12 protein-coding genes are annotated in these 11,900 nt (G+C 72.4%); 7 read left to right on the plus strand and 5 right to left on the minus strand.

Translation table 11 applies throughout. The features are described 5' to 3' along the window. Positions 1 to 29: 29 nt before the first annotated feature. On the minus strand, positions 30 to 581 hold the full coding sequence (locus tag G3576_RS13515; RefSeq protein ID WP_164694907.1) for a TRAP transporter small permease subunit: 552 nt from the start codon (positions 579 to 581) through the stop codon (positions 30 to 32). A 219-nt stretch (positions 582 to 800) separates the two neighbouring features. On the opposite strand from G3576_RS13515, the gene G3576_RS13520 reads away from it, so the two are divergent. The 7 genes from G3576_RS13520 to G3576_RS13550 all read left to right on the plus strand — a co-directional run bounded on the left by G3576_RS13520 (position 801) and on the right by G3576_RS13550 (position 8,459). Further along, positions 801 to 2,816 carry a proton-conducting transporter transmembrane domain-containing protein gene (locus G3576_RS13520; protein WP_164694908.1) on the plus strand — a complete coding sequence of 672 codons (2,016 nt, stop codon included), beginning with the start codon at positions 801 to 803 and terminating at the stop codon, positions 2,814 to 2,816. Continuing rightward, positions 2,816 to 3,775, plus strand: coding sequence for a respiratory chain complex I subunit 1 family protein (locus G3576_RS13525; RefSeq protein WP_164694909.1), 960 nt, complete (start codon positions 2,816 to 2,818; stop codon positions 3,773 to 3,775). The genes G3576_RS13520 and G3576_RS13525 overlap by 1 nt, the downstream gene beginning before the upstream one ends. Next, positions 3,772 to 4,449: a hydrogenase-4 component E gene (locus G3576_RS13530; RefSeq protein WP_164694910.1), complete on the plus strand. Its 678-nt coding sequence runs from the start codon at positions 3,772 to 3,774 to the stop codon at positions 4,447 to 4,449. Before G3576_RS13525 ends, G3576_RS13530 begins: the two co-directional genes overlap by 4 nt. A gap of 172 nt (positions 4,450 to 4,621) precedes the next feature. After that, on the plus strand, positions 4,622 to 6,079 hold the full coding sequence (locus G3576_RS13535; protein ID WP_164694911.1) for a hydrogenase 4 subunit F: 1,458 nt from the start codon (positions 4,622 to 4,624) through the stop codon (positions 6,077 to 6,079). After that, a complete protein-coding gene (locus G3576_RS13540; protein ID WP_164694912.1) occupies positions 6,076 to 7,590 on the plus strand; it encodes a hydrogenase large subunit in 1,515 nt (504 codons plus the stop codon). The genes G3576_RS13535 and G3576_RS13540 overlap by 4 nt, the downstream gene beginning before the upstream one ends. A gap of 54 nt (positions 7,591 to 7,644) precedes the next feature. Then, entirely contained in the window at positions 7,645 to 7,881 is a 237-nt protein-coding gene (locus G3576_RS13545) for a hypothetical protein (protein ID WP_164694913.1), read from the plus strand. Further along, positions 7,878 to 8,459: an NADH-quinone oxidoreductase subunit B family protein gene (locus G3576_RS13550; protein WP_164694914.1), complete on the plus strand. Its 582-nt coding sequence runs from the start codon at positions 7,878 to 7,880 to the stop codon at positions 8,457 to 8,459. Before G3576_RS13545 ends, G3576_RS13550 begins: the two co-directional genes overlap by 4 nt. 66 nt (positions 8,460 to 8,525) lie before the next feature. Here G3576_RS13550 and G3576_RS13555 read toward each other — a convergent pair whose 3' ends face one another. The 4 genes from G3576_RS13555 to G3576_RS13570 are packed head-to-tail and all read right to left on the minus strand — an operon-like array spanning position 8,526 to position 11,727. Beyond that, the gene (locus tag G3576_RS13555; RefSeq protein WP_164694915.1) at positions 8,526 to 8,816 is read right to left on the minus strand and encodes a hypothetical protein; all 291 of its coding nucleotides are present in this window, start codon (positions 8,814 to 8,816) and stop codon (positions 8,526 to 8,528) included. Beyond that, positions 8,806 to 9,906 (minus strand): hypothetical protein, encoded by a 1,101-nt coding sequence (locus G3576_RS13560; protein WP_164694916.1) that lies wholly within the window; start codon positions 9,904 to 9,906, stop codon positions 8,806 to 8,808. The genes G3576_RS13555 and G3576_RS13560 overlap by 11 nt, the downstream gene beginning before the upstream one ends. Beyond that, entirely contained in the window at positions 9,882 to 10,286 is a 405-nt protein-coding gene (locus tag G3576_RS13565) for a hypothetical protein (RefSeq protein ID WP_164694917.1), read from the minus strand. The genes G3576_RS13560 and G3576_RS13565 overlap by 25 nt, the downstream gene beginning before the upstream one ends. Before the next feature lies 1 nt (position 10,287). Continuing rightward, positions 10,288 to 11,727, minus strand: a complete 1,440-nt coding sequence (locus G3576_RS13570) for an FAD-binding protein (RefSeq protein ID WP_207622806.1) — start codon at positions 11,725 to 11,727, stop codon at positions 10,288 to 10,290. Positions 11,728 to 11,900 lie beyond the last annotated feature (173 nt).

Genomic DNA, 11,900 nt, shown 5'->3' on the forward strand with positions numbered 1-11,900 from the left:
GAAGTGGTGTTGCGCTGGGGCATGGGGCCCTACTGGTCCGGCCGGGCGTAGCTGGCGTGGAGGCGCCCATCCTCCAGCTTGATGCCGCGCAGCAGCGCCACGCGCTTCACCAGTTCGGACAGGCCCTGCACCGCCATCAGCGCGAAACCCACGGGCAGCAGCAGCTTCACCGGCCAGCGGATCAGCCCGCCGGGGGAGGAGGAGGTCTCCGCCCGGACCCAGCTCTCCACGAAGAAGGGCCAGGTCATCCAGGCCAGCAGCGCCATGGCGGGCAGCAGGAACAGCGCGATGCCGATCACATCCACCCAGATCCGCGCCCTTTCGCTGATGGAGCCGTAGATCAGGTCCACCCGGACATGCTCGTTCCGGAACAGCGTATAGGCAGCGCCCAGCATCACCACCGCGGCGAAGAAGTACCACTGCACCTCCAGCCAGGCGTTGGAGCCGGAGGAGAAGCCGTAGCGCGCGAAGGCATTGCCCGCGCTGACCAGGCAGGCAAGCAGGACCAGCCAATCGGCCAGGCGGCCGAAGGCGGTGTTCAGCGCATCGACCGCGCGACTGAAGGCGAGCAAGGGGCCCATGGAGACGGGCGCACTCCCGGTTTGTCCCTGTGGATTGGGCGCCGAGGGCGCCAAGGCGCGCCATGTAGCGCCGCTGGCCGCCCTTGGCCAAGGGGCGAAACGGGGATGCAACCCGGGCATGGCCGGGTCGTTGCGTGATGTCCATGATCCACCCGCCCCCTTCTGCCCTGCCGGCTTGCTGCGTATCGTCGCGGACGTGACGCCCTTCCCCGCCCTGCCGTGCTGACGGCGCTCTCCCTGACGCTGGCCGGGCTGGTGATGCTGGCTGTGCTGCCCCTGCTGGCGCTCGGCCGGGGGTGGCCGGTGGGCGCGGTGGTGCATGGCGGGTCGCTCCTGGCCGCCGCGATCTTCGCGGGATGCGGGCTGGCGGCACTGCTCGGCGGCGCGCCGGCGCCGCAGGCGCTGATGCCGGGCAGCTGGGCGCCGATGCTGCTGGCCCTCGATGGGCTCTCCGCCTGGTTCCTGCTGCTGCTGGGGCTGGCGGGCGCCTGTTCGGCGCTCTTCGCCCTCTCTCATTACGGGCGCGCGCCGGCGCGGGTGCTCTCGGCCTATCCGCTCTTCCTCGCCGGCATGGCGCTGACCCTGCTGGCCGCCGATGGCTTCACCCTGCTGCTGGGGTTCGAGGGCATGTCGCTGGCCAGCTGGGCGCTGGTGGCGGCGGACCATGAACAGGCAGAGAACCGGCGCGCGGCGCGGCTCTACCTGATCTTCGCCGTCGCCTCCGGCATCTGCCTGGTGCCGGCGATCGGGCTGCTGGCCGCGGGGGGGGAGATCACCTTCGCCGCGATGCGGGAGGCACCGCCGGAGGGATGGCGTGCCGCGGCCGTGCTGGCGCTGGTGGTGGCGGGGGCGGGGGCCAAGGCGGGGCTGGTGCCACTCCATGCCTGGCTGCCGCTCGCCCATCCGGCAGCGCCGAGCCATGTCTCCGCGCTGATGTCGGGCGCCATGACCAAGGTCGCGATCTATGTCCTGGCGCGGCTGCTGCTGGATGTGACGGGCCCCGCCCAGCCGATCTGGTGGGGCGTGCCGCTGCTGGTGCTGGGCGCGGCCTCCGCCGTGCTGGGGGCGCTGCGCGCCAATCTGGAGGAGGACAGCAAGACCCTGCTGGCCTGTTCCACCATCGAGAATGTGGGGCTGATCGCCATCGGCCTCGGCCTGGCCTGCGCCTTCCGCGCGGCCGACCTGGGCGCGCTGGCGGCGCTGGCGGCGGGGGCGGCGGCTCTGCACGCGCTGAACCATGCGCTGTTCAAATCCCTGCTCTTCCTGGGACTGGGCGAGGTGCTGCATGGCGCGGCGTCGCGCCGGCTCGATCGGCTGGGCGGGCTGATCCACGCCATGCCCTGGACGGCGGCCGCCGTCCTGGTGGGGGCGGGCGCGGCGGCGAGCCTGCCGCCGCTGTCGGGCTTCGCGGGGGAATGGCTGCTGCTGCAGGCGCTGCTGGCGGCCTGGCGGGTCGGCGACCTCGCCTTCCAGGTGCTGGCGGTGGGCGTCGCGGCGATGGCCGCGCTGGCGGCGGCGCTCGCGGCCGCGGCGATGGTGCGGCTCTTCGGCATGGCCTTCCTCGGCCGGCCCCGCACGCCGCGGGCGGCCGGCGCGGCCGATGGCCCCTGGCCGGCGCGCCTGGCGCTGCTGCTGCCGGCGGGCCTCACCGTGGTCTTCGGCCTGCTGCCGGGGCCGATGCTGTCGCTGGCCGAGGGCGCGCTTCAGGCGCTGGTGCGGCAGGATGTGACGGAACGCGCCACCATCGCCGCCATCCGCGTGGGCGATGGCGCGGGGGCCTATATGCCGATCGGCATCGCCCTGCTGCTGGCGGTGCTGGGGGCGGCGATCGTGTTCCTCGTGAAGCGCCGCGCGCCTTCGGGCGTGGCGCGGAGCCCGGCCTGGGATTGCGGCTTCATCGCGCCGCCGCAGCACCTGCCCTTCGGCGACCCGATCACCCAGCCCAGCGCCGCCGGGCTCGGCCAGCCGCTGCGGCGGATGCTGGGGAACCCCGTGCTGGCGGTGCATGAGGGCGTGACCATGCCGCCGCCCGGCGATCCCTCCCCCGCGCGGATCGAGGCCGGCTTCGCCGATCCCTCCGACCGGCTGCTGCTGGCGCCGCTGGCCCGGCTGCGGGATGCGGTGGTGGTGCGGACGGAGCGGCTGCGGGACCTGACGCTGGCCCAGTGCCTCATGCTGCCCTTCGGCACGCTGGTCGCGCTGCTGGCGCTGATCGCCTGGCTGGAGGCGCGCTGATGGGCTTCCTCTGGGGTCTGCTGACGCAGGTGGTGCACCTGGCGCTCATGCTGGTGGCGGCGCCGCTGGTCGTGGGCGTCATCCGCTGGCTGAAGGCGCGGATGATGGGGCGAATCGGGGCCAGCCCGCTGCAGCCATTGCGCGACCTGAGAAAACTGCTGCTGAAGCGGCCGGTGCTGGCGGAGAATGCCAGCTGGATCAGCCGCGCGGCGCCCTATGCGGGCGCGGGGGCGGCGCTGGCTGCCGTGGCGCTGGTGCCGTCCTTCGCGCGGGGGATGGCCTTCGCGCCGCTCGCGGACCTCGTGCTGATCGCGGGGCTGCTGGCGCTGGGGCGCGTCGCGATGGCGCTGGCGGGGCTGGATGTCGGCACCGCCTTCGGCGGGCTCGGCGCGGCGCGGGAGATGAGCTTCGCGGCGCTGGCGGAACCGGCCCTGCTGCTGGCGGTGATGAGCTTCGCGATCCTGGCGGGGACCACGGGCCTCGACGCCATCGCGGGCACGTTCCAGGAGGGGGCGCTGGGCCTTCGCGTCTCGCTCGGCCTGGCGCTGGTGGCGCTGCTGGCCGTGGCGGTGGCGGAGAATGCGCGCATCCCGGTGGACAACCCGGCGACGCATCTTGAGCTCACCATGGTGCATGAGGCGATGATCCTGGAGGCGTCGGGCCGCCACCTGGCGCTGTGGGAAGCCGCGGCGGCGCTGCGGCTGACCCTCTGGCTGGCGCTGCTGGCGGCGATCTTCTTCCCGTTCGGCACCGCGCCGTCCGGCTTTGCCCCGCTGGGGTGGTTGGTGGGGCTGGTCGCCTGGGTGGCCAAGATCGGGGTGCTCTGCCTGGCGCTGGCGGCCTTCGAGAGCGCGATCGCCAAGATGCGCGTCTTCCGGGTGCCGGAGTTCCTGGGCGCAGCGCTGCTGCTGGGCCTGCTCGGCGCGCTGCTGCTCTTCGTCTCGACGAGGCTGGCATGACCTTCGGCACGCCCGCCTATGACATCGCGCATCTGCTGGGTGGCGGCGTGCTGCTGCTGTCCTTCGTGCTGCTCTACCAGCGGCGGATCGACGCGGTGATCAACGCCTTCGCCGTGCAGGGCGCGCTGCTGGCCGCCGCCGCGGCCTGGCAGGGATACATCCAGGGGGCGGCGGGGCTCTACGTGACGGCGGTGATCGCCGTGGTGGCGAAGGCGGTGCTGATCCCGCTGGCGCTGCGGCACGTGCTGGGTCGCTTCGGCCTGCAGCGCGCGGTGGAGCCGGCGCTCGGCGTCGGGCCTTCGCTGCTGGCGGCGGTCGCGCTGGTCGGGCTCTCCGTCCTGGTGGTGCTGCCGATCACGGCGGGCCAGGCGCAGGCGCTGACGCGGGAGGATCTGGCGCTGGCGCTCTCCGTCGTGCTGCTGGGCATGCTGATGATGATCACGCGGCGGAATGCCATCAGCCAGGTGATCGGGCTGATGAGCCTGGAGAACGGGCTGATCCTGGGCGCCGTCGCCGTCACGGGCATGCCGCTGGTGGTGGAGCTGTCCACGGCGGCGCTGGTGCTGATGGTGGCGGTGGTGGGTGGCGTCGTCGTCTTCCAGATCAGGGGGCGGCTGGAGACGCTGGATACGTCCTTCCTGCATCGGGCGCGGGGGGAGGAGCCGCCGGCATGAGGGCTTCGCTGGTAAGTTGGGGAAGGCGCTGCCTTCCCCAAACCCCATCCGCCCCCTCTGATGGATTTGGGGGCGAACCGCCCCTGGACCGTCGTCAATTGAAGGGTTCCAAGGGCCCGCTGGCCCTTGGCGGGGGGTGCAGGGGGGCGGAGCCCTCCCTGCATAGCCGCCCATGACGTTCCACTGGGCCTGGGCGGTGGTCTTCCTCCCCTGGATCGGCGCCATCGCGCTCGCCGCCATGCCGCCGCGTGGCCGGATGCCGGCCTTGGTGAACCTCGGCGTCTCCGCGCTCAGCCTGGTGCTGGCGCTCGTGTTGCTGGCGCAGCCCTATGGCGTGCAGGGCTGGACGCGGACGGATGCGCTGAACCTGCCCTTCGTGCTGCTCTCCGCCATCGTGGGCTGCACCACCGCCGCCTTCTCCGCCGCGACGGTCGATGCGGAGGGCTTCGACGAGTTGCGCGCCCGCGCCTACCACGCCGCCTTCCAGGTCTTTATGGGCGCGCAGTTCCTGGCGCTGCTGTCGGACAATCTCGGCGTGATGTGGGTGGCGATCGAGATCGCGACGCTCGCTTCCGTGCTGATGGTGGCGGTGCATGGCACGCCATCGGCGGTGGAGGCGGCGTGGAAGTTCTTCATCCTCTGCGGCGTCGGCATCGCATTGGCGCTGTTCGGGACGATCCTGCTGTATCTCGCGGCGCAGCCGGTGATCGGCGCGGGGGATCCGGGGCTGTCCTGGGGCGCGCTCGCCGCCGTGGCGGCGAAGTGCGACCCGGGCGTGCTGAGCCTTGCCTTCGTCTTCCTGCTGGTGGGCTATGGCACCAAGGCGGGGCTGGTGCCGCTGCATTCCTGGCTGCCGGATGCGGAGGCCGAGGGCCCGCTGCCGATCAACGCCGTGCTGTCGGGGCTGCTGCTGAACGCGGCGCTGTTCGCCGTGCTGCGGGCCAAGGCGATCGTCGGCGCGCATCCGGAGGCGATGGCGCCGGGGCCGCTGATGGTGGCCTTCGGCCTGGCGTCGCTGCTGCTCGCGGGCTTCGCGCTGTGGCGGCGGCGGGATGCGCGGCGGCTCTTTGCGTGGTCCAGCATCGAGCATATGGGGCTCGCCACCTTCGCCTTCGGCATCGGCGGCGTGGCGGCGAATCTCGCGGGGCTGCTGCACATGCTGGGCCATTCGCTGGTGAAGTCGGGCGTCTTCTTCGCCATCGGCGCGGCGGCGCAGATCAAGGGCAGCCAGAAGGTGGCGGATATCGGCGGGCTGGCGCGCAGCCATCCGGGGCTGGGCTGGGCGCTGGCCTTGGGGATCGCGGCGCTGGCGGGGCTGCCGCCCTTCACGCTCTTCGTCTCCGAATTCTCCATGGTGGTGGCGACCGCCGCGGCGCAGCCCTGGCTGCTGCTGCCGCTCGGCCTCGGCCTGCTGGTGGCGGCGGCGGCGCTGGTGACGGTGCTGCAGCGGCTGTGCCTGGGGGCGCCCACACCGGACAACCCGACGGAGGACGCCTTCTCCCTGCCCGGCGGCGTGCTCTGGGCCAGCATCCCCACCTGGCTGCACCTGGTGCTGGCGGCGCTGCTGGCGCTGGCGGCGCCGGCCGGCCTGGCGGCGATGCTGCGCGAAGGCGCGAGGGTGCTGGGATGAGCGGCGCAGCTTCCGCCTGGATCCGCCGGGGTTCGCCGCAGGGCTGCGCGCCGCATGAGCGCTACCTGCTGGCCCCCGCCGCCTTCGGCGATCTGCGCGATGCGCTGCGCGCGGAGCCGACGCTCGCCTTGCTCTCCTTCTGGGCGGAGCCGGGCTTCGTGCATGCGGCGTTCCTCGATGAGGTCGAGAACACCGTGCTGCTGGCCTCCACCCCCACGCAGGACGGGCACTACCCCGCGCTGTCCCCCGCCCGCCCGGGCGCAGTGCGGTTCGAGCGGATGATGGGCGACCTCTGGGCGCTGCGGGCGGAGGGGGGCGTGGACCTGCGGCCCTGGCTCGACCATGGGCGCTGGCCGGTCATCGGGCCGAATGCCGCGAAGCCCGCCCGCCGCACCTTGCCGGCGGAGCAGCCGGAGTTCCTGCCCATCGAGGGTGAGGGCTGGCACCAGATCCCCGTCGGCCCCGTCCATGCCGGCATCATCGAGCCCGGGCATTTCCGCTTCACCGTGCAGGGGGAGATGGTGGTCCGGCTGGAGCAGCGGCTGGGCTACACGCACAAGGGCACGATCGGGCTGATGATCGGCAAGTCGCCCCGCGCCGCCGCGCGCTATGCCGCGCGGCTGTCCGGCGACACCACCGTTGCCCATGCGCTGGCCTTCGCGCTCGCCGCCGAGGCCGCGACGGGCACCACGCCGCCGCCGCGCGCCATCTGGCTGCGCTGCGTGATGCTGGAGCTGGAGCGGATCGCGAACCACCTGAACGATTGGGGCTTCGTCTGCAACGACGCCGCCTTCGCCTTCCCGCATGCAAGATGCGGCGTGCTGCGGGAAGGCGTTCTGCGCGCGAATGCGGCCGCCTTCGGCCACCGCCTGCTGATGGACCGCGTCATCCCGGGCGGGCTGGCGATGGAGATGCTGCCGGGCGGCGCGGAGGCGATCCTGGCCGCGCTCGATGCGGTGGAGGCGGAGATGCCGGCGCTGCTGTCGATCTATGACAGCCATGCGAGCCTGCAGGACCGCGTGGTGGGCACCGGGATCGTGACGCCGGCGCTGGCGGCGGCCTTCGCCGCCGGCGGGCATGTCGGCCGTGCCTCCGGCCGCGGCTTCGATGCGCGCGTCGCGCTGCCCCACGCGCCCTATGATTCGCTGGTGCCCGAGGCCGCGCTGCGGAGCGAGGGCGATGTCGATGCGCGCGTCCGCATCCGCATCGCGGAGATCGAGGAATCCATCGCCCTGGTGCGGGAGGCCCTGGCCGCCGCGGCCCCGGGCGAGATCCATGTCCCACTGCCGCAGAAGGGCGGCGAAGGGATCGCGATCGCCGAGGGCTTCCGGGGCGAGATCGTCACCTGGATGGCGCTGGATGATGGCGGGCTGATCCGCGCGGTCTTCCCGCGCGATCCGTCCTGGCTGCAATGGCCGCTGCTGGAAGCGGCGATCGAGGGCAACATCGTCGCCGACTTCCCGCTGTGCAACAAATCCTTCAACTGCTCCTACAGCGGATGCGACCTGTGAGGGCTCTCGGAGGTTTCGGGTGACAGGCGCCGGCGCTTCCGCTGTGGTCGGCCCATGAGTGGTCGCGTTCACAGCAAGGCCAGCGCCGCGAAGGGCGCCACGGGCCAGTTCACCGTCACGCTGTTCAAGCCCGGTCCCGGCCGCGGCGTGCTGGAACACTGGGCCTATTCCGACCGCGCCCATGCGCTGGACGAGATCGGCTGGATCGCGGAGCGGGTGCCGCCGGGCACCGAGCTGCTGCTGCGCGATCCCGAGGGCAACGATTTGCTTCGGATGGCACGCACGGCATGAAGACCTTCGGCCGCCTGCTCTGGCCCCGCCTCGCCCAGGGGCTCGTGGGCAAACCGCTCACGGAGCCCGCGACCCCGCCGCCGCCCGAGGTGGTGGAGGCGCTGGCCGCGCGGGTGGAGGCGACGGCGCGGGCCAGGCTCGGCCGGAGCCTGTCGATCCGCCAGGTCGATGCCGGGTCCTGCAATGGCTGCGAGCTGGAGGTGAATGCGCTGAACGGCGTGCTCTATGACCTCGAGCGCTTCGGGCTGCGCTTCGTCGCCTCCCCCCGGCATGCCGATGTGCTGCTGGTGACGGGGCCGGTGACACGCAACATGCGGGAGGCGCTGGAGCGCACGCGGGCCTGCACGCCGGAGCCCTGCTGGGTGGTGGCGGTCGGCGATTGCGCGGCGGATGGTGGTGTCTTCAAGGGCAGCTATGCGGTGGAGGGCGGCGTGACGCCCGTGCTGCCGGTGGACCTGGTCATCCCCGGCTGCCCGCCCGCGCCCGCGCAGCTGCTGGAAGGGCTGCTGGCGCTGCTGGGCGCGCAGGAGGAGCCGAAGCGCGTGGTGGCCGGGGCGGCCGCGGAGCCCGAGCTGTAACCGATGACGGTCAAGGCCCGTCTCGGGCCTGGCGGATGGGGTATGGGGAAGGCAGAGCCTTCCCCATCAGAGCCGCAGGCACCCCTTCGGCAGCGCCGGCCACACGAACCAGGCCCCGTTGGCATAGAGCCGTGCCGGCAGTCCCGGCGCCTCGTCCCGCAGCAGCACGAAGCCGGCCCCGGTTTCCAGCAGCGCCGCGTCCGTGGCGCTGACCGCCCGGGCCAGGGCGGCCGAGGGCCCGAAGGCGATGGCGCCCGGCGGGTCCACCACCAGCGCCAGCGCCGCCATGCCGCCGAACCAGGCCAGCAGGGCCAGCGTCGCGCCGCGCAACAGGCGGAGCGTGCCCTCAATAGTCATAGGCGTGCTCGAAGCTGGCGCCAGCCGCCGCGGCCTCCCGCATCAGCCGGGCGAGGTCGGGCACCGCCACATCCAGGCCGAGGCGCCGCCAGCCGGGGCGGGACTGGATGGGCAGGGCGAAGACCGGGTCGCCCGGCAGCGCCGCGCCGTCCGGCGCCACCACGGTGACGAGGATGCGGGGATTGCCCGCGATCTCCCGCACCTCGCCCCCGCGTTCCGCGATCCCGGCGAGGATTTGCGTCAGTGCCCGGTAGCGGGGGGTCTCGATCAGGGTCGCGCCGTCCTCGAAGCGACGCAGCACGGTGATGCGGGGATCGGCCTCCGGCTGCCCGCCCATGACCACGCTGCGGATGCGCAGCGCGGCCGGGGAGGCGCCGGCCAGCGCGCCGATCGCGACCGCATAGGCGGCGCGGCCGCCATAGAGGGCGCTGAGCCAGGCGCGGCGTTCGGTGCTGCGGAGGACGCTGACCTCGCCATAGGGCGTCTCCTCCCACAGGCGGGAGAGTTCGGTCGCGAAGGGGTATTCATACCAGGGCACCTGGCGGAGGAAGGTCGCGTAATCCTCCGCGACGCGCAGGGCGAATTCATCCTCCGGCGTGCGGCGCGGGCCGCGGGCCCAGGCGGTCAGCGCGCCGATGCTGCGCTCATAGGCGCCGATCACCGCCATCTCCGCCGTGAAGCTGATGCCGATGACATAGTTGGTGGTCTTCTGGTCCGCCGTCGCCGCGCCGGTGCGCGCGGCCTCCCGCGTCGCGTTGCAGAGGCTGCGCCAGAAGCCGGCGATGGAGGCGAGGTAGTCGAAGGAGGATTCGGAGGCCTGGCGCGCGACGCCGGCCATGTCCTCATAGGCGTGGACGATGAACCACTCGGGATAGGTCAGGAAGCTGTCGCCCGCCGCGCGGCGCCATTCCGCGCCGCCGAGGTCGTAGCGCGGCGCGGGCGGGGCGCGGTCGGTGGATTCCGCGACACAGCGCTGTTCGACCACCACCACGGGCGCCGCGGCGAGCAGCAGCAGCGGCAGCACCACCAGCGCGATGCGCCGGGCCCAGCGCCAGCGGCGGCGCTTCATCCGCGGCGCGCGCCCAGCCATCCCGCCGCGATCCCGAAGCCGCCCAATGCCAGATGGGGAATGCTGGAAAGGAAACTGATCATCCAGGGCATGTCCCGCGCGATGCCATGGATGAAGAGGCTGAGGTCGAGGAAGCTGGCGCCGGTCAACACGCCGCAGACGCCATCGACGAAGTAGAGCGTGCCGAAGACCTTGAGGAAGGAGATCGAGGCCGCGCGCCCCATCGCGACCGCAGCCAGCGCCCAGAGCGCGGAGGCCAGGTGCAGCGCATCCTTGTAGATGTCGAGGCGAAAGAGCCCGAAGACCCGGCCCTCCGCATCGACGAAGGCGGGGACGTAGTTGGTGATGGCCGCGAAGAGCAGGGCGGCGGCAAGGAGGGAGGCGGCAAGACGTGGGCTCATCTCAGGCAAGATAGCCGTCCCACAGCGCGTGTCGGAACAACAGGCCGGGATCATAGTGGCGCTTGCGCTCCGCGAAGAAGGCCGCGCGGGAATAGGCGCGCTGGAACTGGTCCCGCCGCGCATGCAGGCGGTAGGGCAGGTAGTAGGCGCCGCCGAGGTCGATGACGCGCTCCACCAGCGCCTCCGTCATCAGCAGCATGTCGGCCTCCCCCTCCGCCGAGATGTCCTGGGAGAAGGACATCACCGCCGCGATGCGCGGCTGCGGCGCGTAGCGGAGCACGCTCAACTCATCCGTGCCGACATAGCGCAGTGTCACATTGATGAATTCCGCCGCGGCGGGCGGGATGATGTCGCGGCAGGCCTGGCGGAAATCGCGGAAGCGGTCGGGCGGCACGAAGTATTCGTGCAGGATGTCGGTGCGCCGCCGGGCGGTGTTCGCCAGGTTGGAGACGGGCTCGACCATCAGCGTGTTGCGGGTGGCAAGGCCGGTGCCGATGGCGGGCATCAGGCGCGTCTCCGCCACCCAGCGCAGGCGCTTCGCCGTCTCGCTGCCGATCTGCTGGCGGTAGATGGTGTTGGAGATGCCGGTCATCAGGCTGTGGTTGGCGGCCGGGGGCAGCGTGGCGGGTTGCGGCGAGACGGCGCGATAGACCGTCAGGATCGCATCGTCGAACAGCGATTCCCGCGCGACGGAAAGACGGCCATAGGCCATGGAGACGGTCGGGTCGCGCGCGACCTGGGGGATGAAGGCCTCGGCGAACTCGGCGCCGGGCAGCAGCTGCGCATAGGGGCGGAGCATGAGGTTGGGCACGACCTCGATATCCAGGTCGAGGATGACGCCGAACAGCCCGTAGCCGCCGGCCATCAGGCCGAAAAGCTCCGCGTTGCTGTCGCGGGAGCAGTCCAGGATGGTGCCATCCGCCAGCATGATGCGGCAGGACCGGACGGTGCTGGCGAAGGGACCGTGCGGCACGGGCCAGCCATGGGCGTTGACGCTGAAGGTGGCAGCCGCGCCGAAATCGGCGTTGGACTGCATGACCTTGGGCGAGAGCCCCTGCGGGTCCAGCCAGCCGATGATCTCCGACCATGTGGCACCAGCCGAGACGCGCGCGATGCCGTTGGCGCGGTCCAGCTCGAACCAGGGATTCGTCAGCGTGATGCCGGTGCCGTCCCGCGCCAGGGACTGCGAGCCCATGGAATGGCGAGCGGCGCCGACCACGACGGGGCGGCGGGCGGCGGCGGCCTCGCGTAGTTCGCGGCGCAGCGCCTCATGCCACTGTCCCGCGCGGTCCGTGACGGGGCGCCAGTGGCGGGCGACGGGCGTGGGGTTCAGGCGGCTGGCATCGTTCATCACGATGCGCGGTGTCGCGCCCTGGGCGGCGGCGAGGCCCGGCAGCAGGGAGGCGGCGGCGGTCAGGGCATCCCGGCGGGTGATCGGCACGCGCATCTCCTGCAAGCGCGCCATGGTGGCGCGGAAGCGGGGCGGCGGCCAAGGGCGGGCAAAAGAAAGGGCCGGTCGCATTGCTGCGACCGGCCCGAAAGGGCCGACCCCGGGCGGGGGCCGAAGGCCGCAAGGCCTGGGGTCTCCACCAGATCGGCCTCGTCGGCGCTGGC

The organism is Falsiroseomonas algicola (genome assembly GCF_011040385.1).
Lineage (GTDB): Bacteria > Pseudomonadota > Alphaproteobacteria > Acetobacterales > Acetobacteraceae > Falsiroseomonas > Falsiroseomonas algicola.

Coding starts and splice junctions, on each gene's coding strand:
- G3576_RS13565 (WP_164694917.1), bottom strand. CDS start 10,286: ATGAGCCCACGTCTTGCCGCCTCCCTCCTTGCCGCCGCCCTGCTCTTC.
- G3576_RS13550 (WP_164694914.1), top strand. CDS start 7,878: ATGAAGACCTTCGGCCGCCTGCTCTGGCCCCGCCTCGCCCAGGGGCTC.
- G3576_RS13530 (WP_164694910.1), top strand. CDS start 3,772: ATGACCTTCGGCACGCCCGCCTATGACATCGCGCATCTGCTGGGTGGC.
- G3576_RS13555 (WP_164694915.1), bottom strand. CDS start 8,816: ATGACTATTGAGGGCACGCTCCGCCTGTTGCGCGGCGCGACGCTGGCC.
- G3576_RS13515 (WP_164694907.1), bottom strand. CDS start 581: ATGGGCCCCTTGCTCGCCTTCAGTCGCGCGGTCGATGCGCTGAACACC.
- G3576_RS13560 (WP_164694916.1), bottom strand. CDS start 9,906: ATGGCTGGGCGCGCGCCGCGGATGAAGCGCCGCCGCTGGCGCTGGGCC.
- G3576_RS13540 (WP_164694912.1), top strand. CDS start 6,076: ATGAGCGGCGCAGCTTCCGCCTGGATCCGCCGGGGTTCGCCGCAGGGC.
- G3576_RS13545 (WP_164694913.1), top strand. CDS start 7,645: ATGAGTGGTCGCGTTCACAGCAAGGCCAGCGCCGCGAAGGGCGCCACG.
- G3576_RS13535 (WP_164694911.1), top strand. CDS start 4,622: ATGACGTTCCACTGGGCCTGGGCGGTGGTCTTCCTCCCCTGGATCGGC.
- G3576_RS13525 (WP_164694909.1), top strand. CDS start 2,816: ATGGGCTTCCTCTGGGGTCTGCTGACGCAGGTGGTGCACCTGGCGCTC.